Raw genomic sequence first — 19,455 nt, 5'->3', positions numbered from 1 at the left:
ACGATTGGTACGTGTGCGACAGCCAGCGGGCTGTGTCACTGTGCAAACATGGACATTCTTGACGCACCACCGCCGCCGGACAGCTTGATCGCGGAATACGCGCAACGGGACGGCTACTATACTGACTGTTTCGAGGCCGAAATTAATACTGCCGTAACCCTCGAACAGCTGATCTGCGCGTTTTACACCCAGCCCTTGTTTCGCGCAGAACGGTTCGTGTTGCGGGTGCTGGCGCGCAGCCCGTCAACGGATGCGGATGTGCGGGCGCTGGCAGCAGGAAGTCAGGCTGAGTTTGCCGTTTGGACCGTAGCCGCCCGCAGGCCGACCGAGATCTTGATGAAGGATCGGAGTGGTCGCACGTTGTCGTGGTTGCAGACCGACGGGCAGCAACTGCGATTTGGGTCGGTTGTCGTGCCTGTAAAGGGGCGGCGTGGCGAATTGACCCTTGGCCCGGTGTTTCACAGTCTGTTGAGCGCTCACAAGTTCTATTCTCGGGCGCTGTTGGTCGGGGCCGTCCGGCGGGTGGAGAAGGTTTAGGCGGCGCGTGTTTCGGCACCGTTCTCGGTGAACACGACGCGTTTGCCCGAGGCCAGTTCGCGGCGGAAAAGATCCGTCAGGTACCGCAGCGCATCCGCATAGCCGGACGCGGCAAACCGGTCCGGGCACCGCACGCGCAGTGCATTGTCGAACCCGCGTGCAGCATGTGCCCAGAGCATCGGATGCAGTTCGGTCAGGTACTCGCGGACGACCCAAGCGGCTGCATCGGCGATCTGAGTGCGAATATAATCGGTTTCGTCGTCGCCCGTCTGTGTGGCGCCCATCGTGTTGGCGCAGTAGGCGGCGATCAAGTTCACGGTGTGCTGGTCCTGTGCGTTGCGGAGGATGTCGGCCAACCCATCGAGGAAGAAATCGAGATCGAGCCGAGCACACGCGTTCGGGTCGCTGGAAATGGCGTCGAACATGACCCACGCATAGGCACCCGCACCCCAGATGTCGTGTGTCCGGCCGGCCGCACGGCGCGCTTCAAGCTCGAGCCGGTCGTAGTCACCATGCCACCGTGGCAACAGCTGCGCGCCAAAAGTCCGGTAGGCGCGCGGATTGCGCGGGTCGAGATCTATCCAGTGCTCGAATTCCCGGACCAACTGCCGCACCGGGCCGCCCCGTCCCGCAGACAGCGCACAGACGGTCGCCGCGAGCAGTGGCGAATGTTCTGTGCCGTCCGCGTGATCCGTAAGGATATCGGCGGCCCGGTCAAAATGCGCGGCGAAAGCTTCGCGGTTGCGTTCTGGTACTTCGATGTCCCATCCAGTCCCGCGCCAGGCCCAGCCGATGTCGATATGAGCCATGGCCACGATCGCGGCAAGGACCGGTGGGTTTCCGTAATCGGCCAGCACCTGTTCCAGCGCTTCGATCCCCGCCAAAAGCGGCGCGTCCTTGTCCGGACGACCTGTCAAAAGGGCGTGTTCCGCCGCGCTGACCACATCGGCCCGCGCACCGTAGGCCAGCAATTCGGCCACCGGCATGCCGCCCGGCGTCTTGGTGCGGGCCAGGTCCGCTTCCTGGATTTCGTCGATAAGGATGTCCCACGCCTCCACGCGGGCCAGTTTGAGACCATGCGCCTGATGTGCATCACGGGCCCGTTCTTCGGCGGTGGGGTCAGGGCAGGGGATGGTCAGCGCATTTTCCAGCGCTGACGCGACCTGCCGTGGTGTAACGCGGGACGGCGGGGCCGTCTGCAGAACGCCATCATGCGCAAGATCCAGTCGATTTGCCTTGAAGGTTTCTCTTAGGGTCGCCAAAGGCGCCAACAAGCGTTCTGCAAAAGCCATCATCAAAATCCGTCACCGTTTACAGGCCCTAATGTGACCGTGAAATGGGTCACAATCAGGGCAAGGGCGGGACATGATCACGCTATTGCAGCGGAGATATTTTGCGATTTCCCGCGCTGGTTACGATAATACACGCAAAGCCCGAATATTGTTTCCCATCGGCGGCAAAACCGGGCGGTGCCTGGCGCGTGGGTGGACAGCGGCAATCGGCCCCGGCCATAGTGCGCCTCATGTTCGAACGCCTGAAAATTCAGGCCTGCGCGATGATTCTGCTGATCGGCTGCGCGGTGCCATCCACTGCGCAAGATGTCAGCGCGCCTTATGGCGGTCTGCGTCCCCCGGCACGCGACGGAAATGTCCCGCATTCGCGTTGGACGCATCAGCCTGAGCACGTTCTGTGGAACCGGACGGCTGTGTCGGCTCTCAAGACCCACGGTGCACCCTTGGTGGATCTGGTGCCTGCGGATATAGCCGATTGGTGCCCGCGCTACGCCGATGCGGACGACGCTGACCGGCGCGCCTTCTGGGTCGGTTTTCTGTCTGCATTGGCCAAGCACGAAAGCACGTATCGCCCGCACGCCGTGGGCGGTGGTGGCAAATGGTACGGATTGTTGCAGATCTTGCCCGCCACGGCGCGTGGCTACAAATGCAATGTTGGCACAGGCGAGGCGCTCAAGAATGGCGCCGCAAATCTCAGCTGCGCTGTGCGGATCATGGCGGTTACGGTGCCGCGGGACGGTGTTATCTATGGCCGGGGCGGCCGCGGCGTGGCCGCAGATTGGGGGCCGATGCGGTCCGCTGCAAAGCGCGCGGATATGGCGGGATGGCTGAAGTCGAGGCCCTATTGCCAACCGCTGGACGCCACGCGCCCTGCGCTCCGGCCCGCATGGAGCTTACCACCGGGGCAATAGCCCATCCTATTCGGCAACATCCGCAAAATAGGCAAAGACGTGATCGAAAAGGCGCGGCTGTGTGATCATCAGCAAATGCCCGTTGTTGTCATAGGAAACCACCGTGGCAGGCTTCGGCAACCCTTCGGCAAAGCGCAGCACGGCACGCAGGGGGAAAACCGGGTCCCGGGCGCCGTGAAAGAGGCCGATGTCAACATCCCCCAACCGGTCCGCGCCCGCGTTGCGCCATCCAAGCAAAGCGGTGCCGTGCCGCCCGGCGATCTCCGCATCCGGCACTTCAATGCGTGGCGCGTTCGCATCGGCGATGGTCTGGGCGCTTTTACGCACCGGTTCGGGTTGATCGCGAGGCCCGCCGAACAACAACGTCTTGTAGTATTCCAGCCAGATATCACGACGGCTGAGCCTGTCCACACGGGTCGCGGCACTTACATTGCCCGCAAACCCGCGGACACCGGCCAGAATAGGCTGTGGCGCGGGCAGGGCGGTCGAGATCCCGGCAACGGCTTGCGTGATGTCCTGGCGCTCTGTCGCGAGGCGTTTGGCCGCCTCGAGGTTGATGGCGTTCCCGGTGGAGAACCCCACATACAACACTGTGTCGAAGTCATAGTGTTGGACAAAACGTACGATGCTGTCGGCGGCGGCATGGATGTTGAACGGATCGCTTTGCGGGCGACCGTCAAGGCCCGGCAGGCGGTAGTAGACAAGGGCGCGGTCCGGCGTTGCAAACCTTTCGAGATCCCGCATGACCGAGATCGAGGTCAGAGCGCCGGGTGTCGCCACGATGATCGTGTCCGCCCGTAACGCTGCCGCGTGATCGAAAAACAGTGGGCTTTCGGCGCTGTGTCGGGGTGTACAGGCGCTTAGCAAAGCGAGCAGGATCAAGTAAACAAAACGCACGGAGCGGGCTATCCCAGCAATGAAAAATGGTGCCGCTTGACCGTGATGCCCCGCTCGGTCAGTGCTGCTTCGAACGTGTCGGGGGGCGGAGTGCTTTCCAGCGGCAGGCGCACCTTGCGCCCCGAAGTGAGCACCGCGCTGGCCCGCACGGAAAAATCAAGCCGTGTGTCGAGCCGCATGTGACTGATCCTCTCCCATGTGATCTCGCCCGTCCGCTTGCCTGCGAACCAGTGCAGTCCAGCGGCGTCGAGCGCCACGCCCGATCGTCGCGCGACCAGCACATCATATACCGCCGGGGCGGTGCATAGTGCAAAGAGCGCCATCAGCCAGAGGGCTGCGTCGAGGAAGACGACGGCGGCTAGGATTGCCGCCCACGCCAAGCCCAAGGCGATGAGCGTGCCGCGATTGCGGCCTGTGGTCTCGAACCGGTAGGGTGCCACCCCGCCTACCGTCCACCTGTCACATCAAGGGTCGACCCGGTCACATAGCTCGCCTCTGGCGAGGCGAGCCACAGGATCGCGCGCGCGACCTCTTCGGCGGAGCCTTCGCGCTTCATCGGGACCATATGCGCCAGCCGCTGTGCCCGCCCCGGCTCGCCACCCTTGGCGTGCAGTTCGGTGTCGATCAGGCCGGGCCGAATGGACATGACGCGGATGTTGTCGCCCGCGACCTCGTCCGACAGCCCCTTGGTAAAGGTGTCGATGGCCGCCTTGGACGCGGCATAGTCAATGTACTGGTTGCCCGATCCAAGCCGGGCCGCAGCGGACGAGATGTTGATGATCGCGCCGCCATTGCCCTGGGCCTGCATCCGCAGCACCGCGTCCTTCGCCACGAGCATCGCGCCGATGACATTGACATTCATCATGCGGGTCAGCCGCGAATGGTCCATCTCGGTCAGCTTGGCGGTCTGATCCACGATGCCCGCGTTGTTGATCAGCACGTCGAGCCTGCCAAAGCTGTCGTCGACGGTCTTGTAGATGCGCGCGATGTCTTCCGGATCGGCCACGTCGGCTCGCACGGTCACTGCGCGGCCGCCTGCGGCCTCGACCGCCGCCTTGGCCGCATCGGCCCCGGCCGCGTCTGAGCGGTAGGTTAGGACGAAATCATAGTCCCCCGCCGCAAGGCGGACGCAGGCCGCGCCGATTCCGGCGGATGCACCGGTGATCAGGCAAACAGGACGAGTGCTCATGTGGTAACCTTTCAGTCTGGGTCAGTTCAGGTGGTGTTTTTGCACGAAATTTGTCTCGGCGGCATAGACGTGGAACCCGTCAAGGTCGCCCTTGCCAAGCCGCGCACCGGCCATGCGCAGGCTGGCATAAGCAAGCGTCAGGTGAAACTGTGCATTTGGCAGGGCATAGAGCAGGGCAAAGTCCTGCGCCGTCTGTGTCAGCTCGGCCTCACCCGCGATATGGCGGACGTGATCCGCGTCAAAGGCTTCCGGGTCCAGCTGGTCGAGCAGATAGGCCATGTCCTGCGACAGCGCGAGGATCGCACCGGGATCGGTGTCAATCGGCATATCCGGTGCCACGTCTCCCATCAGGGGCATCACCGTGCGCACGACAAAGCCGAGCGCGATACACAGATGTTCGCCCGCATTCAGGCAGTCGGGCGCAAGGCGCGCCTCAAGTTGCGCGGGATCGTCCAGCCGGTCCAGCAGCCGCGGCACAGTCTGCGCCAACCGTTTGAACGGGGGCACAACGGCATCGAACAGGGTGAGGTCAGCGGGTGCCATGGGCGCTCAGGCCTCGCGGATGCGGGTGATCATTTCGGTGGTGTCGCGGCTCAGGTCGGGCGTGGAGGCGATACGCTCCAGTTCCTTGCCGATCATCGACTGACGGATCGCGTCATATCTGCGCCAGGTCTGGAACGCCGCACACATGCGCGCTGTTGTCTGAGGATTGACCGGGTCAAGCTTGATCAGCCAGTCCGCGAGCAGGCTGTATCCTGACCCGTCCTTGGCGTGGAAACCGGCGTGGTGGGCTGCAAAGCTGCCCAGTGTCGCCCGGAACCGGTTGGGGTTTTTCCAGTTGAAGGCCGCGTGTCGTGTCAGCGCCTTGGCCGTGTCGGCGGCGTCGTCCGGCTTGGCCTCCATCACTTGAAGGCCAAACCACTTGTCCATCACGAGCCTGTCGTCTTTCCACTGGGCTTCGAACCGTGCCAGTGCCGCGTCCCCGCGCCCCGCACGGATCAGGCAGCCGAGGGCCGCGAGCTGCTGGGTCATGTTGCTGGCACTGTCGAACTGCGCCTGCGCCTGATCGCCGCCATCAAGCCGCGTCAGCATCGCCAGCACCGCGTTGCCAAGGGCGCGGTACCCGGACTGTCCGGCATCGGGTGCATAAGGCCCGTCCACCTGATGGCTTGCGTACAGTGCGGGCAGATCGGCGGCCATGCGGTCTGCCAGCGCCTGCCGGTGCGCCTCGTGCGCGACCCAGATCGCGTCCGGATCCGGCGTTCCGCCCGCGCTGTGCAGATCGGCCGCCAGCTGCGATTGACCCGGCAGCGACAGGCAATAGGCCCGGTAGGCGGGATCCAATGCGGGATCGGTCAGGATGCCCGCGACCCCGTCAAGCCACGCGGCCTCAGGTGTCTTGCCCTGACCGATGGCAGCCAGCAGCGACGCCTTGCCAAGGTTGCGGGCGGCCTCCCAACGGTTGAACGGGTCGGTGTCATGGGCCAGCAGAAACGCGTGATCGGGGGTGTGATCCAGCACCACAGGCGCGGAAAACCCGCGCAGTATCGACGGCACGGGCCGCGCGGACAGGCCGGCAAAGCTGAAGCTCTGGGTGTCCTTGGTCAGTTCAAGCACCTGCGTCGGCATCACCTCCTGCCCGTCGGGGCCCAGCAGGCCCACGGCAATCGGGATCACCTGCGCCTGCGGATCGGGTGTCGCGGTCGACGGCGGCGTGTGCTGTGCAAAGGACAGGGTATAGGTGCCATCCTCGAAACTGTCCGAAACGGCCACGCGGGGGGTGCCCGCCTGACTGTACCACCGCTTGAACTGGGTCAGATCGCGGCCTGTTGCGTCCTCGAACACGGTCAGCCAATCCTCGATCGTGGCCGCATCCCCGTCGTGGCGGTCAAAGTAGAGGTCGAGCGCGGCTTTGTACCCGTCATCGCCCACAAGCGTCTTGAGCATGCGGATCACCTCGGCCCCTTTCTCATAGACGGTCGCGGTATAGAAGTTGTTGATTTCCTGAAAGCTTTCGGGCCGGACGGGATGCGCCAGGGGGCCTTGATCCTCGGGGAACTGGCGCGCGCGCAGGTCGATCACGTCCGAAATCCGCTTGACCGGTGCAGACCGCATGTCGGCGGTAAACTGGCTGTCGCGAAACACCGTCAGCCCTTCCTTGAGACACAGCTGGAACCAGTCGCGGCAGGTGATGCGGTTGCCCGTCCAGTTGTGGAAGTACTCGTGCGCGATGATCGCCTCGATCCGCTCGAAATTGCCGTCAGTCGAGGTTTCGGGCGAGGCGAGCACGGCAGAGGCGTTGAAGATGTTCAGCCCCTTGTTTTCCATCGCTCCCATGTTGAAGTCGTCCACCGCCACGATGTTGAACACATCGAGGTCATAGGCCCGGCCATAGACGTCCTCGTCCCATTTCATGCTGTCCTTGAGCGCTTGCATCCCGAAGGCGCATTTGCCCTCGTCGCCGGGACGGACATAGAGCGCGAGGTCTACGGTGCGTCCCTCCATCGTGGTGAAGCTGTCGCGATGGGCGATCAGCTCGCCTGCCACCAGTGCGAACAGATAGGCCGGTTTCGGCCACGGGTCGTGCCATTCCGCCCAGCCTTGGCCCGAAGATACAGGGTTGCCGTTGCTGAGCAGGGTGGCGTGGGGGCCGTTGATGCGCACGGTAAAGACACTCATCACGTCCGGGCGGTCGGGGTAATAGGTGATCTTGCGAAAACCTTCGGCCTCGCATTGAGTGCAGTACATGCCGTTGGACAGGTACAATCCTTCGAGTGCGGTGTTCGCCGCCGGATCAATCTGCACCTCTGCCTCCCAGGTAAAGGGCACATTCGGCACGTCACAGGTAAGGCCGGTATCGCTCAGGCTGGGCTTGACCGCCTCGCCGTCGATCCTGGTCGAGATCAGGTTCAGGTTCTCTCCATGTAGAAAGAAGGTCGTGTCCTGCGCATCCGCAATCGGCGTGAATTTGATCCGGGACGTGACGCGTGTAGCCGAAGGGGCCAGGTCAAAGGTCAGGTGCACCTCATCGACGCGAAAGCCGAAGGGGGTATAGTCCTTGAGGTGAATGGTCTGGGGGCTCGCGTCGCGCATGGGGTTCTCTTTATGCTTGGGCTCAACGCACAGCCTAGGTCCGGGACCGGGTGACTTCAATGGCGCGCGGGTTAACTTGTGCGCCAGTCCGTGCAAGGCTTGGGCGCGGACCATGACGGAACAAAGAAGGAGAATGCACCATGTCCTATTCAGACGCGATTGCACGTGGCGGCCTTGCCGTTGTCACCGGGGCCGCAAGCGGGGTGGGCAAGGTCGCGGCCCAGCGGTTTGCCAAGGCCGGTCTGGGCGTTGTCCTTGCTGATTTGGCGGGTGACGCACTGGACGCGGCCCGCGCAGAGATCGCGGCATCAGGCACAGGCGCGCCGGTTCTGGCTGTCGCCACGGATGTGTCGGACGCCGCTCAGGTAGCGGCGCTGGCCGATGCGGCCTTTGATGCGGGCGAAGTCGCGGTTCTGATGAACAACGCGGGCATCGCGCGGCCCTCGGGATCGTGGGAGGGCGCAGAAAACTGGCGTGCTATCATGGACGTCAACCTTTTTGGCGTGGTCAACGGGGTGCAGTCCTTTCTGCCGCGCATGGTTGCGGCGGGGCGTCCGGCTGCGGTGATCAACACAGGCTCCAAACAGGGGATCACGACACCGCCGGGCAATCCGGCCTACAATGTCAGCAAGGCGGCGGTCAAAGCGGCGACCGAAATGCTGGCACACGATTTGCGTCAGGCGGGAGCGCCGATCTCGGCCCACCTGTTTGTGCCCGGCTTTACCTATACCGGCATGATTGCAGGCTTCATGCCCGAAAAACCTGCCGCCGCTTGGACCAGCGAAGAAACGGTTGATTACATGCTGGCGCAGGTCGCAAGCGGCGCGTTTTATGTGATGTGTCCTGACAATGACGTGACACCGGAAGTGGATCAGGCGCGCGTGGCCTGGGCAGCCGGCGACATCATCGGCGGCAGGCCTGCGTTGTCGCGTTGGCATCCGGATTTCGCGGACGCCTATGCCGCGCACGAGGCGCAGGCGCGCGGGGATTAAGACGCGGCGACTGGTCTGCGGCGGGGCGCGCATTACCTGACGCTCCATGACAACTGTTGTATGGTTCAAACGGGATTTGCGGGTGGCCGATCATGCCGCGCTTGCGCGGGCGGCGGCGCTGGGCGACGTCGTGCCGCTTTATGTATTCGAGCCGGATTATTGGGCGCAAGAGGACGTGTCCGGGCGACAGTTTGCATTCGTGCACGAGAGTGTGGCCGAATTGGCCGATGCGCTGGCGCAGCTTGGCACGCCGCTGGTGGTGCGGGTCGGAGCGGTGGTCGATGTGCTGGCGGCGCTGCGCAAAGCACAAGGTTTCGACCGGGTGATCAGCCACGAGGAGACCGGCGGCGGCTGGACCTATGCGCGGGACCGGCAGGTTGCGGCATGGTGTGGCGCCAACGGGGTCTGTTGGGAAGAGGTGTCGCAATCCGGCGTCGTGCGGCGGTTGAACGGGCGCGATGGCTGGGCGGCACGGCGCAATGCGTTCCTGCGACAACCGCAGGTCGAGGTGCCCGGCCAGCTGAACGGCCCCGGCTTGCCGTCGGATCCGGTGCCCGCACTGACAGAAACGGATCATTGCCCGCAGCGGCAGAACGGCGGTCGGGAAATGGGGCTCGTGTTGCTCGGGTCGTTTCTGACGGAACGGGGTCGGAACTACCGTCACGAGATGTCGTCGCCTGTCACGGGGGAATGGTCCTGTTCGCGCCTGTCGCCATATCTTGCATTTGGCTGTCTCTCGGGACGCGAGGCGTCACAAGCGGCCGCCGCCCGACAGCACGAGGTCAAAGGGACGCGCGTTGGCTGGGGCGGGTCGCTCAAATCCTTTCAGGCGCGGCTCGCCTGGCGCGATCACTTCATGCAAAAGCTCGAGGACGAACCGGCGCTGGAGCACCGCTGCCTGCACTCCGCCTACCAAGGGCTACGTGGCGACGATGCCAGCCGCCGCGCCGCATGGGAGGCGGGGGAAACCGGATTGCCCTTTGTGGATGCGTGCATGCGATACCTGAATGCGACCGGGTGGCTGAACTTCAGGATGCGGTCCATGGTGATGGCGGTGGCGTCCTATCACCTGTGGCTCGACTGGCGGGCAACCGGTCTGCATCTGGCGCGCCAGTTCACGGATTTCGAGCCGGGCATTCACTGGCCGCAGGTGCAGATGCAATCGGGCACGACGGGCATGAACACGATCCGGATCTACAATCCGGTCAAACAGGGCAAGGATCAGGATCCCGCGGGCGTGTTCACGCGCCGTTGGTGCCCGGAACTGGCCGCTGTGCCCGACACGTTTCTGCAAGAGCCATGGCGCTGGGACGGGGCCGGGCATGTGCTGGGGCGCACCTATCCCGCACCGATTGTCGATGTGGCCGAAGCGGCGCGTGCCGCGCGTGAACGGATCTGGGCGCAGCGCCGCGGCACCGCGTTCCGCGCCGAAGCGGGCCGGGTCATCCAGAAACACGCCAGCCGAAAAGACCCGCAGGGCCATTTCGTAAATGACCGGGAAAAGCGCACCGACAAAGCAAACCGCCAGCTGGGATTTGATTTCTGATGGGTCGTATGCGCCGAAAATCCGACCTGCCGCAAAAAATGTGTCCGGTCTGCGCCCGCCCGTTCACCTGGCGCAAGAAGTGGGCCAAGGTCTGGGACGAGGTCAAATACTGTTCAGAGCGGTGCAGGCGCGCAGGAAAATCTGCTGAGTGAAGTGGCACTGACGAGTTTGGTAAAATTTTTTGACCAATGATGTTTACGATAGGAAACTTTTTCTCTAATCCTCCTGTCATCACGAGAATCCAAGCCGGGAGGGCATCGCATGGCGACTTTTGTGGAACGGGCGGAATTGCAGGTGGCGGACACGCTGGCGCAGTTCATCGAGGCGCAGGCGCTGCCGGGCACCGGTGTGGCAACCGCAGACTTCTGGGCCGGGTTCTCGGCGCTTGTGCATGATCTGGGCCCAAAGAACCGGGCACTGTTGGCAGAACGCGCGGACATTCAGGCCAAGATCGACACCTGGCACATAGAACACCGGGCGGGTGCGCATGATCCCACGGCCTATCGCGCCTTTCTCGAAGAGATCGGGTATCTGGTGCCCGAAGGGCCGGATTTCGAAATCGAAACCGCCAATGTCGACCCCGAGATCGCCTCGACCCCCGGCGCGCAACTGGTGGTGCCGATCATGAACGCGCGCTTTGCGCTCAATGCGGCGAATGCGCGTTGGGGCAACCTGTATGATGCGCTCTATGGTACGGACGCGCTGGGCGACCTGCCGCAGGGCAAAGGGTATGACCCCGAACGCGGCGCGCGGGTGATCGCCTGGGCCAAGGATTTCCTCGACGCGGCAGTGCCGCTGGACGGTGCGAAGTGGGCAGAGATCGACACGCTCGCTGTGGATGGCGATGCGTTGGTTCTGAAGGCAGGCGGCAAGGATGTGGCCTTGGCCGATCCCCGCCAATATGCAGGGCACGCAGAGCCCGAGGAATGGGGCATGTTCCTGTTCCGCCACAATGGCCTCGGCATCGAGGTGCTGGTCAACCGCAACAACGAGATTGGCAGCACCGATCCCGCAGGCATCGCGGCGGTGAACCTGGAGGCCGCCCTGTCCACCATCATGGATTGCGAGGACAGCGTGGCCGCGGTGGATGCCGAGGACAAGCTGCTGGCCTATGGCAACTGGCTGGGCCTGATGAAGGGCGATCTCGAAGAAAGCTTTGACAAGGGCGGCAAGACGATCACCCGGCGGATGTTTGGTGACTTTACCTATACCGGCCCCGATGGCGCTCCCTTTGATGTCAAAACGCGCAGCCTGATGCTGGTGCGGAATGTGGGCCACCTGATGACCAACCCGGCCATCCGAGACCGCGACGGTCTCGAAATTGGTGAGGGGCTGATGGATGCCATGGTCACAACGATGATCGCCATGCACGACCTGCAAAAGACGGGCGGTTTGCGCAATTCGGTCACCGGGTCGGTCTACGTGGTCAAGCCCAAGATGCACGGGCCCGCCGAAGTGGCCTTTGCCGACGAAATCTTTACCCGCGTGGAAAAGGTGCTGGGTCTGCCCGCCAACACGGTCAAGCTGGGCATCATGGACGAGGAACGCCGGACGAGCGCAAACCTCAAGGAATGCATCCGTGCGGCCAAGTCGCGTGTCGCCTTCATCAACACCGGTTTCCTCGACCGTACGGGCGATGAAATCCATACGAGCATGGAAGCGGGCCCGATGATCCCCAAGGGCGAGATGAAGGGCGCGGCCTGGATCTCTGCTTATGAGGATCGCAATGTGGACATCGGTCTGGCCTGCGGCCTCAAGGGGCGCGCGCAGATCGGCAAGGGCATGTGGGCCATGCCGGACCGCATGGCCGAGATGCTGGAGGCCAAGATTGGCCACCCGCAATCCGGCGCCACCTGTGCCTGGGTGCCGTCGCCCACCGCCGCGACACTGCATGCCACCCACTACCATCACGTCGACGTGCTGGCCCGTCAGGATACGCTCAAGGACGGCGGCGCGCGCGGCACGCTCGAAGATCTGCTGACCATTCCGGTCGCGGTGGGGCGGAATTTCTCTGATGCCGAGATCACGCGCGAGCTGGAGAACAACGCGCAAGGCATCCTTGGCTACGTGGTGCGCTGGATCGATGCGGGCGTAGGCTGTTCCAAGGTGCCGGACATCAACGATGTGGGCCTGATGGAAGATCGCGCCACCTGCCGGATCAGCGCGCAGGCGATGGCCAACTGGCTGCACCACGGCGTCGTGTCCGAGGCGCAGGTGACCGCCGCGTTGCAAAAGATGGCCGAAGTGGTGGACCGCCAGAACGAAGGCGACCCGAGCTACCGCCCGATGGCACCCGGCTTTGACGGCGTGGCCTTCAAAGCAGCTTGCGATCTGGTCCTGAAGGGGCGCGAGCAGCCGTCAGGCTATACAGAACCAGTGCTGCATGCGCGGCGCCTGGAATTCAAGGCAGCGTGACGGGGCAGGGGGCTGCCGCCCCCTTTCGCCCGATCAGATCAGAATCCACAAACCAGAAGGCCCGACGACCGGGCAAGGAGACACAGCCATGACCATTTCACTGCGCAAAGCGCGCACGATCATCCGCAAAACCCTCGAAAAGGGCCGCGAGATGGAGCTCAAACCCCTGTCCGTCGTGGTACTCGACGCAGGCGGCCACGTGCAGGCGTTCGAACGTGAGGATGGCGCCGCACCAGGCCGTTTCGCCATCGCACATGGCAAGGCCTACGGATCGGTCATGCTGGGCATGGCAGGCACGGCGCAGATGGCGCGGGCCGAGGCACAGGCCTATTTCATGGAGGCCGTGAACGGTCTCTTTGGTGGTCAGGTCGTGCCGGTGCCGGGCGGTGTCATCATGCGGGACAAGAAAGGTGCCGTGATCGGCGCGGTCGGCGTCACCGGCGACACGTCCGACAATGATGCAGCCGCGGCCGTGGCCGGTATCGAAGCGGCGGCGTTGACGGCTGAAATTTAGGCACCTACGCCTTTTGCGGCTTTGCGCACAGTCGATTGCGCGCTGGCCGCACTATTCTTGAATCGGGCGCGGCGCTATATGGGTCTCACGCGCAAACGAGAGGTCAATATGCCCCGCCCGATCATTGGTATCATTTCCAACCACCACGTCATCAATGACGAATACTGTGTACAGGCTGCGGGCCTGATCAACATCGCCGCCGTTGCGGATGTCGCGGGCGGCCTGCCGTTGCTGGTGCCTGCGGAGCCGGACAAGGTGCATCTGTCGGACCTGCTGGAGCATTGTGCGGGTTTCGTGTTCACCGGCGGGCGCGCGAACGTCCACCCCGAAGAATACGGCGAAGAGGAAACGCCGGCGCACGGCGCGTTCGACCGCAAACGCGATGCCGTGACCTTGCCGTTGATCCGGGCCCTCGTGGAACGCGGGCAGCCATTTCTCGGCATTTGCCGCGGCTTTCAGGAGGTGAATGTCGCCATGGGTGGCTCGCTCTATCCGGAAATCCGCGACTTGCCCGGCCGTGACAACCACCGCATGCCCCCTGACGGCACGTTGGAGGAGAAGTTCGCGCTGCGTCATGATGTGACCTTTACCAAGGACGGTGTGTTTCACCGGCTGATGGGGCGGCAATCGGTGCCGACGAACACGTTGCACGGGCAGGGGATCAAAGCGCCGGGCCCGCGCGTGGTGGTCGATGGCCACGCGCCCGATGGCACGCCCGAGGCGATCTATATCGACGGTGCGCCGGGCTTCAGCCTGTCCGTGCAGTGGCATCCGGAGTGGAATGCACAGGCAGATCCCGTCTCGCGCCCGCTCTTTGACGCGTTTGGGGCGGCCTGCCGCGACTGGGCGGATGGCAAGCGCGCGCGCCCGATGCTCAAGACGGCTTAATCGCGCGTTAACCAAGTGTCGGGCAATGTCGTCGCATGCCCGATAAAACACACGCCCTCCCGACGTTTTTCTTCACCGCCCGCGCGGCCCATCGGGGCAGTCCGGTGTTTCTGGACAACATCCACAGCCTGAGGGCGGCGATGCGGTCGGTTCGAGAACGATATCCGTTCGAGATCGATGAGATTGTCGTGCTTGGAGACACGATTCATACGCTCTGGACCCTGCCGGAGGGTCAGAGCGACTGCGCCAGCCGTTGGCGGATGTTGAAGCGGGCGGTCTCCAGTCTGGTCTCAGCGCAGGCGGGTGGGTCCGTGTCAGGTCCCATCTGGAACCGCGCGCTCTGGGAACACAGGATCCGCGACGCGGGCGATCTTGCCATGCATCGGCACATGATCTGGCACGCTCCCGTCGAAGCGGGACTGGTCCAGCGGCCTCAGGACTGGCCGCACAGCTCGATTCACCGTGCGATCGGCAACGGCACGTATGCGCCCATGCCTCGCATAGCGCGAACGGTAGAGATTGGTGTGCCGGCCTGAACGCAGGCGTCAGACAGTCTGACCGCCGGAAATCTGGATGCACTGCCCGTTGATGCTTTGCGATCCGGGCCCGACCAGCCACAAGGCGGCGGCAGCCACCTCTTCGACATCCAAAAGCCGTTTGTGGCGGTTTGACTTGATCATGACCTCGCGCGCGTCGGCGACGCTCATACCGGTACGGGCGGCGATCGCGTCCTGATTGCGATCCACGATGGGCGTATCGACATAACCGGGGCACAGCGCATTGAACGTGTAAGGCTGGCCCATGTACTCCTCACTCAGCGACCGCATCATTCCGATCAGCCCGTGTTTGGACGCAGAATAGGCCGCAGCCCCCGGCAACCCGCGCAGACCCGCAATCGACGACACGGCAATCACGCGGCCCCAATCGGTGTTGCGCATCCCCGGCAGGCAGGCCCGCACGGTCAGGAACGCGCCGTCGAGATTGATGGCCATCATGTCCCGCCAGAACGCCATGTCCGTTTTGTGCAAGGCGCGCCCCTCGGCGATGCCTGCATTGGGCACACAGATCTGCACCGGCCCGCGCGCTTCCACGGCCTTGGCCACCACCGTCTCGACCGCGTCCTCGTCCCGCACATTCATGGCGGCACCAAAGATCCCGTCGCCAGACACGTCGTCGAGCACTTCCTGTCTCCGCCCGGTGATCGTCACTGCACAGCCCTGCGTCGCCAGCATGCGCGCAATGGCCAGCCCGATCCCCGTCCCGCCGCCTGTAACCAGCGCGTGTTTTCCGGTCAGGTTTGTCATCGCGCATCTCTCCAATCTGGTCAAAACGCAGGCACAGTGCGGCACGATTGGCAGTCAGGCAACGGCAAAGCGGACAATTCGTCCCATAGCCCCGTTATTTCGCCGATTTGGTTGACAGTGACCATGCGTCAAGCCACATTTCGGCCATTGGAATGAGCCCTTGAAAAACGTACTCGATATCCCCCCCGTCTGGTTGGTCATGGCGCTCTTTCTGGCATGGTGTCAGGGGCGTTTTCTGCCGATGGGCATGAGCGTGAACACCCCGGTGACACAGGTGATGGCAGGCTTGCTTATCGGTGCGGGTATCATCCTGATCCTTGCCGCAGTCCTTGAGTTCTACCGCGCCAAAACCACCGTCATTCCGCACCAGACGCCTTCGCATCTGATCACGACTGGCGTCTATTCCCGAACCCGCAATCCGATCTATCTGGGCGATGCATTGATCCTGACAGGGCTCATCGTGCGGTTTGACGCAGTGCCGTCTCTGGTTCTGGTCCCGGCCTTTGTCTGGTGGATCGAACGCCATTTCATCGTGCCCGAAGAAGACCGCATGCGAAGCCAATTCAGGGTGGAATTTGCGCGGTACGAACAAAAAGTGCGCAGGTGGTTGTAATGACTTTCCATTTATTTCGTGGTTGACCCCGGTGCACTGCTTGTAACTCGGTACGTTGAACGCTACTGGACACGCGGGCAACGCGTGCCACTTGTCCATGTGGCCTGGCCACTCAATTCTGCACCAAGCATGGGGGAATGCTCCGCATGAAGATCGGAACACCAAAAGAGACATTTGCCGGGGAGCGCCGCGTCGCGATGACGCCGGACAGCGCAACGGCGCTGCAAAAGCTGGGTCATGACTGCGTGATCGAGACAGGCGCCGGGACCGAGGCCGGTTTCGCGGACGCGGATTATGCGGCTGCGGGCGTCGAGGTCGTGAAAACGGCTGCCGCCCTCTGGAAAGCGGCCGATGTGGTTGCCAAGGTGCGTGTGCCCGATGATGCGGAAATGAAGCGTCTGCGCGACGGCCAGACTCTGATCTCGTTCTTCAGCCCAGTGGCGGACGAGGCCAAGATGGAGGCGGCCGCCAAGAAAGGCGCAACCGTCATCGCGATGGAGATGATCCCCCGGATCAGCCGTGCCCAGAAGATGGACGCGCTGTCGTCCATGGCAAACATCGCGGGCTACCGTGCCGTGATAGAGGCAGGCAACAACTTTGGCCGTTTCTTTACCGGCCAGATCACCGCCGCGGGCAAGGTGCCGCCAGCCAAGGTGCTGGTTGTGGGCGCGGGCGTGGCCGGTCTGGCCGCGATCGGGACATCCACGTCCTTGGGCGCGATCACCTACGCTTTTGACGTTCGGCCCGAAGTGGCAGAGCAGGTGGAATCGATGGGGGCCGAATTCGTCTACCTCGATTTTGAAGAAGAACAGACAGATGGCGCGGCCACCGGCGGATACGCTTCCGTCTCGTCGCCCGAGTTCCGCGAGGCCCAGCTGGCCAAGTTCCGCGAACTGGCCCCCGAGGTTGATATCGTCATCACCACGGCCCTGATCCCCAACCGCGAAGCGCCTGAGCTGTGGACCGAGGACATGGTCGCCGCGATGAAGCCCGGCTCCGTCGTTGTAGACCTCGCCGCCGAAAAGGGTGGCAACTGCAAGCTGACGGTCATGGACGAAAAAATCGTGACGGAAAACGGTGTGACCATCATTGGCTACACCGACTTCCCCAGCCGGATGGCGACACAGGCCTCGAGCCTCTATGCCACCAACATCCGCCATCTGATGACGGATCTGACGCCGGAAAAAGACGGTGCCATCAACCACGACATGGAAGATGACGTCATTCGCGGCGCGACTATCACCCATGAAAAGGCAGTGACCTTCCCGCCGCCACCCCCGAAGGTTGCGGCCATTGCCGCCGCACCCAAGAAAGAAGCGCCCAAAGAGCTGACGCCGGAAGAAAAGCGCGCAAAGGAAACAGCCGAATTCAAGGCCCAGACCCGCAACCAAGTTACCCTGCTTGGGATTGGTGGTGCATTGGTTCTCGGCATCGGGCTGATCCCGGGGATGCCGGCCAGCTTCATGCAGCATTTCATCGTTTTTGTGCTCAGCGTCTTTATCGGGTTCCAGGTGATCTGGAACGTGGCGCATTCGCTGCACACGCCGCTCATGGCGGTGACCAACGCGATCTCTTCGATCATCATCCTCGGCGCGCTGATCCAGGTCGGATCGTCGAGCCTGCTGATCACGCTCTTGGGCGCATTGGGTATTTTCATGGCCTCCGTCAACATCTTCGGCGGCTTCCTCGTGACACGGCGCATGCTCGCCATGTTCCAGAAATCTTAAGAGGGCGGGGACAATGGAGAACGCATTCACCATCGCGGCCTATGTGGTCGCAGGCATCCTTTTCATCCTGAGCCTCGGCGGGTTGTCCGGCCAGGAAAGCGCCAAGCGCGCCGTTTGGTACGGGATCGTCGGCATGGGCATCGCCGTCTTGGCGACCCTCGTGGGGCCCGGCTCCGGCCTGTGGTTTGCTTCGCTCGTTCTGATCGCGGGCGGCGCAGCTGTCGGGTATCAATTGGCCACGAAGGTCGAGATGACCCAGATGCCCGAACTTGTGGCGATCATGCACAGCCTCGTGGGTCTGGCGGCCGTCTTCGTGGGGTTCAACGCCGACCTGATGATCAACTACATCGGTGACATCTATGCGGCCGAAGGCCTTGTGATGGGCGCGGTGGGTGACGACGGTGTCAAGGCGATTGGTCTGCCCAAGGAAATCTATGACGGTCTGTCGGCTTTTGGTCAGTTGATTGCCAAGAAATCGAGCGTGGAGATCGGAATCCTGCGGGTTGAACTGGTGCTGGGTATCTGGATCGGAGCCGTGACCTTTACCGGCTCTGTCATCGCCTATGCCAAACTGGCGGGCGGGTCTTCGAAACTGCCGTTCGAGATTGACACCGGGGCCAAGAAACTGCCCGGCGGGCACTTCCTGAATGCCGGTGCGGCGGCGTTGTCGGTGATCCTGCTGATCATGTATCTGGGCGGTTCCGGGTCTTGGGCGCTGGTTCTGCTGACGCTGGCGGGTCTGTTCATCGGCTATCACCTGATCATGGGCATTGGCGGCGCAGACATGCCCGTCGTCGTGTCCATGCTGAACAGCTATTCTGGCTGGGCGGCTGCGGCCATTGGCTTCTCCCTTGGCAATGACCTGCTGATCGTTGTGGGTGCGTTGGTCGGTTCGTCCGGTGCCATCCTGTCCTACATCATGTGCAAGGCGATGAACCGGTCCTTCGTGTCCGTGATCCTTGGCGGCTTTGGCGGCCCTGCGGGCGAACAAATGGCGGTTGAAGGCGAGCAGGTCGCCATTGAGGCGGACGGCGTGGCACAGGCCCTGAACGAGGCCGATAGTGTCATCATCATCCCCGGCTACGGCATGGCGGTCGCACAAGCGCAGCAAGGCGTGGCCGAATTGACCCGTAAGTTGCGGGCGGCAGGCAAAGAGGTGCGCTTTGCGATCCACCCCGTTGCAGGCCGTTTGCCCGGGCACATGAACGTACTCTTGGCCGAGGCCAAGGTGCCCTATGACATCGTGATGGAGATGGACGAGATCAACGACGACTTTCCCGACACAGACGTCGCCATCGTGATCGGCTCCAACGACATCGTGAACCCGGCTGCGCAAGATGATCCGAACAGCCCCATCGCCGGCATGCCCGTTCTGGAATGCTGGAAGGCCAAGCAGGTGTTCGTGTCCAAGCGTGGACAGGGCACAGGGTACTCGGGCATCGAGAACCCGCTGTTCTTCAAGGACAACACGCGCATGTTCTATGGCGATGCCAAGGCGTCTATCGACAAGCTGCTGCCGATGATCGACTGACCCGGT

General features: G+C 63.0%; 19 protein-coding genes. 12 read left to right on the top strand and 7 right to left on the bottom strand.

Annotated elements, in window-relative coordinates:
• Window positions 1–48 precede the first annotated feature (48 nt).
• On the top strand, window positions 49–537 hold the full coding sequence (locus Q0949_RS08010) for a hypothetical protein (protein ID WP_299370331.1): 489 nt from the start codon (window positions 49–51) through the stop codon (window positions 535–537).
• Here the strand turns inward: Q0949_RS08010 and Q0949_RS08005 are convergent.
• Entirely contained in the window at window positions 534–1,829 is a 1,296-nt protein-coding gene (locus tag Q0949_RS08005) for a hypothetical protein (protein ID WP_299370329.1), read from the bottom strand. The genes Q0949_RS08010 and Q0949_RS08005 overlap by 4 nt on opposite strands.
• A 230-nt stretch (window positions 1,830–2,059) precedes the next feature.
• On the opposite strand from Q0949_RS08005, the gene Q0949_RS08000 reads away from it, so the two are divergent.
• The gene (locus tag Q0949_RS08000) at window positions 2,060–2,740 is read left to right on the top strand and encodes a transglycosylase SLT domain-containing protein (protein WP_299370327.1); all 681 of its coding nucleotides are present in this window, start codon (window positions 2,060–2,062) and stop codon (window positions 2,738–2,740) included.
• Between the two features lie 6 nt (window positions 2,741–2,746).
• Here Q0949_RS08000 and Q0949_RS07995 read toward each other — a convergent pair whose 3' ends face one another.
• The 5 genes from Q0949_RS07995 to pepN are packed head-to-tail and all read right to left on the bottom strand — an operon-like array spanning window position 2,747 to window position 7,919.
• Window positions 2,747–3,637, bottom strand: a complete 891-nt coding sequence (locus Q0949_RS07995; protein ID WP_299370325.1) for an alpha/beta hydrolase — start codon at window positions 3,635–3,637, stop codon at window positions 2,747–2,749.
• An 8-nt stretch (window positions 3,638–3,645) separates the two neighbouring features.
• A complete protein-coding gene (locus Q0949_RS07990; RefSeq protein WP_299370323.1) occupies window positions 3,646–4,077 on the bottom strand; it encodes a hypothetical protein in 432 nt (143 codons plus the stop codon).
• Window positions 4,078–4,082: 5 nt separating this feature from the next.
• Entirely contained in the window at window positions 4,083–4,826 is a 744-nt protein-coding gene (locus Q0949_RS07985) for an SDR family oxidoreductase (RefSeq protein WP_299370322.1), read from the bottom strand.
• 21 nt (window positions 4,827–4,847) lie between these two features.
• Window positions 4,848–5,369 carry a DUF1993 family protein gene (locus Q0949_RS07980; RefSeq protein ID WP_299370320.1) on the bottom strand — a complete coding sequence of 174 codons (522 nt, stop codon included), beginning with the start codon at window positions 5,367–5,369 and terminating at the stop codon, window positions 4,848–4,850.
• A 6-nt stretch (window positions 5,370–5,375) separates the two neighbouring features.
• The gene (pepN, locus tag Q0949_RS07975; protein WP_299370318.1) at window positions 5,376–7,919 is read right to left on the bottom strand and encodes an aminopeptidase N; all 2,544 of its coding nucleotides are present in this window, start codon (window positions 7,917–7,919) and stop codon (window positions 5,376–5,378) included.
• 140 nt (window positions 7,920–8,059) lie between these two features.
• On the opposite strand from pepN, the gene Q0949_RS07970 reads away from it, so the two are divergent.
• The 7 genes from Q0949_RS07970 (at window position 8,060) to Q0949_RS07940 (ending at window position 14,810) form a co-directional block, all read left to right on the top strand.
• Window positions 8,060–8,911: an SDR family NAD(P)-dependent oxidoreductase gene (locus tag Q0949_RS07970; protein WP_299370317.1), complete on the top strand. Its 852-nt coding sequence runs from the start codon at window positions 8,060–8,062 to the stop codon at window positions 8,909–8,911.
• A gap of 46 nt (window positions 8,912–8,957) precedes the next feature.
• Window positions 8,958–10,457: an FAD-binding domain-containing protein gene (locus tag Q0949_RS07965; RefSeq protein ID WP_299370315.1), complete on the top strand. Its 1,500-nt coding sequence runs from the start codon at window positions 8,958–8,960 to the stop codon at window positions 10,455–10,457.
• Window positions 10,457–10,609 carry a DUF2256 domain-containing protein gene (locus Q0949_RS07960; RefSeq protein ID WP_299370313.1) on the top strand — a complete coding sequence of 51 codons (153 nt, stop codon included), beginning with the start codon at window positions 10,457–10,459 and terminating at the stop codon, window positions 10,607–10,609. Before Q0949_RS07965 ends, Q0949_RS07960 begins: the two co-directional genes overlap by 1 nt.
• Before the next feature lie 109 nt (window positions 10,610–10,718).
• Window positions 10,719–12,872: a malate synthase G gene (locus tag Q0949_RS07955; RefSeq protein ID WP_299370311.1), complete on the top strand. Its 2,154-nt coding sequence runs from the start codon at window positions 10,719–10,721 to the stop codon at window positions 12,870–12,872.
• An 88-nt stretch (window positions 12,873–12,960) separates the two neighbouring features.
• Window positions 12,961–13,386, top strand: coding sequence for a heme-binding protein (locus Q0949_RS07950; protein WP_299370309.1), 426 nt, complete (start codon window positions 12,961–12,963; stop codon window positions 13,384–13,386).
• Between the two features lie 108 nt (window positions 13,387–13,494).
• Window positions 13,495–14,274, top strand: coding sequence for a gamma-glutamyl-gamma-aminobutyrate hydrolase family protein (locus Q0949_RS07945; protein ID WP_299370307.1), 780 nt, complete (start codon window positions 13,495–13,497; stop codon window positions 14,272–14,274).
• A 35-nt stretch (window positions 14,275–14,309) separates the two neighbouring features.
• On the top strand, window positions 14,310–14,810 hold the full coding sequence (locus Q0949_RS07940) for a transposase (protein WP_299370305.1): 501 nt from the start codon (window positions 14,310–14,312) through the stop codon (window positions 14,808–14,810).
• A gap of 9 nt (window positions 14,811–14,819) precedes the next feature.
• Here the strand turns inward: Q0949_RS07940 and Q0949_RS07935 are convergent, their stop codons facing one another.
• On the bottom strand, window positions 14,820–15,578 hold the full coding sequence (locus tag Q0949_RS07935; RefSeq protein ID WP_299370303.1) for an SDR family NAD(P)-dependent oxidoreductase: 759 nt from the start codon (window positions 15,576–15,578) through the stop codon (window positions 14,820–14,822).
• Between the two features lie 199 nt (window positions 15,579–15,777).
• On the opposite strand from Q0949_RS07935, the gene Q0949_RS07930 reads away from it, so the two are divergent.
• From Q0949_RS07930 to Q0949_RS07920, 3 genes are all read left to right on the top strand, one after another.
• Window positions 15,778–16,191, top strand: a complete 414-nt coding sequence (locus tag Q0949_RS07930; protein WP_299370852.1) for an isoprenylcysteine carboxylmethyltransferase family protein — start codon at window positions 15,778–15,780, stop codon at window positions 16,189–16,191.
• Between the two features lie 146 nt (window positions 16,192–16,337).
• Complete coding sequence (locus Q0949_RS07925; protein WP_299370850.1) at window positions 16,338–17,918, top strand: Re/Si-specific NAD(P)(+) transhydrogenase subunit alpha; 1,581 nt, start codon at window positions 16,338–16,340, stop codon at window positions 17,916–17,918.
• 13 nt (window positions 17,919–17,931) lie between these two features.
• A complete protein-coding gene (locus Q0949_RS07920) occupies window positions 17,932–19,449 on the top strand; it encodes an NAD(P)(+) transhydrogenase (Re/Si-specific) subunit beta (RefSeq protein ID WP_299370301.1) in 1,518 nt (505 codons plus the stop codon).
• Window positions 19,450–19,455: the final 6 nt, after the last annotated feature.

This window comes from uncultured Tateyamaria sp., from assembly GCF_947487805.1.
Classification (GTDB): Bacteria; Pseudomonadota; Alphaproteobacteria; order Rhodobacterales; family Rhodobacteraceae; genus Tateyamaria.
Note: the sequence above shows the minus strand (reverse complement) of the source record. Positions and strands in the feature narration are given on the sequence as shown.

Bases quoted from the DNA above. Each gene is read 5' to 3' on its own strand.
- Q0949_RS08010 (WP_299370331.1), top strand. From the start codon at position 49: ATGGACATTCTTGACGCACCACCGCCGCCGGACAGCTTGATCGCGGAA.
- Q0949_RS08005 (WP_299370329.1), bottom strand. From the start codon at position 1,829: ATGGCTTTTGCAGAACGCTTGTTGGCGCCTTTGGCGACCCTAAGAGAA.
- Q0949_RS08000 (WP_299370327.1), top strand. From the start codon at position 2,060: ATGTTCGAACGCCTGAAAATTCAGGCCTGCGCGATGATTCTGCTGATC.
- Q0949_RS07985 (WP_299370322.1), bottom strand. From the start codon at position 4,826: ATGAGCACTCGTCCTGTTTGCCTGATCACCGGTGCATCCGCCGGAATC.
- Q0949_RS07980 (WP_299370320.1), bottom strand. From the start codon at position 5,369: ATGGCACCCGCTGACCTCACCCTGTTCGATGCCGTTGTGCCCCCGTTC.
- pepN (WP_299370318.1), bottom strand. From the start codon at position 7,919: ATGCGCGACGCGAGCCCCCAGACCATTCACCTCAAGGACTATACCCCC.
- Q0949_RS07970 (WP_299370317.1), top strand. From the start codon at position 8,060: ATGTCCTATTCAGACGCGATTGCACGTGGCGGCCTTGCCGTTGTCACC.
- Q0949_RS07965 (WP_299370315.1), top strand. From the start codon at position 8,958: ATGACAACTGTTGTATGGTTCAAACGGGATTTGCGGGTGGCCGATCAT.
- Q0949_RS07960 (WP_299370313.1), top strand. From the start codon at position 10,457: ATGGGTCGTATGCGCCGAAAATCCGACCTGCCGCAAAAAATGTGTCCG.
- Q0949_RS07955 (WP_299370311.1), top strand. From the start codon at position 10,719: ATGGCGACTTTTGTGGAACGGGCGGAATTGCAGGTGGCGGACACGCTG.
- Q0949_RS07950 (WP_299370309.1), top strand. From the start codon at position 12,961: ATGACCATTTCACTGCGCAAAGCGCGCACGATCATCCGCAAAACCCTC.
- Q0949_RS07945 (WP_299370307.1), top strand. From the start codon at position 13,495: ATGCCCCGCCCGATCATTGGTATCATTTCCAACCACCACGTCATCAAT.
- Q0949_RS07940 (WP_299370305.1), top strand. From the start codon at position 14,310: ATGCCCGATAAAACACACGCCCTCCCGACGTTTTTCTTCACCGCCCGC.
- Q0949_RS07935 (WP_299370303.1), bottom strand. From the start codon at position 15,578: ATGACAAACCTGACCGGAAAACACGCGCTGGTTACAGGCGGCGGGACG.
- Q0949_RS07930 (WP_299370852.1), top strand. From the start codon at position 15,778: ATGGCGCTCTTTCTGGCATGGTGTCAGGGGCGTTTTCTGCCGATGGGC.
- Q0949_RS07925 (WP_299370850.1), top strand. From the start codon at position 16,338: ATGAAGATCGGAACACCAAAAGAGACATTTGCCGGGGAGCGCCGCGTC.
- Q0949_RS07920 (WP_299370301.1), top strand. From the start codon at position 17,932: ATGGAGAACGCATTCACCATCGCGGCCTATGTGGTCGCAGGCATCCTT.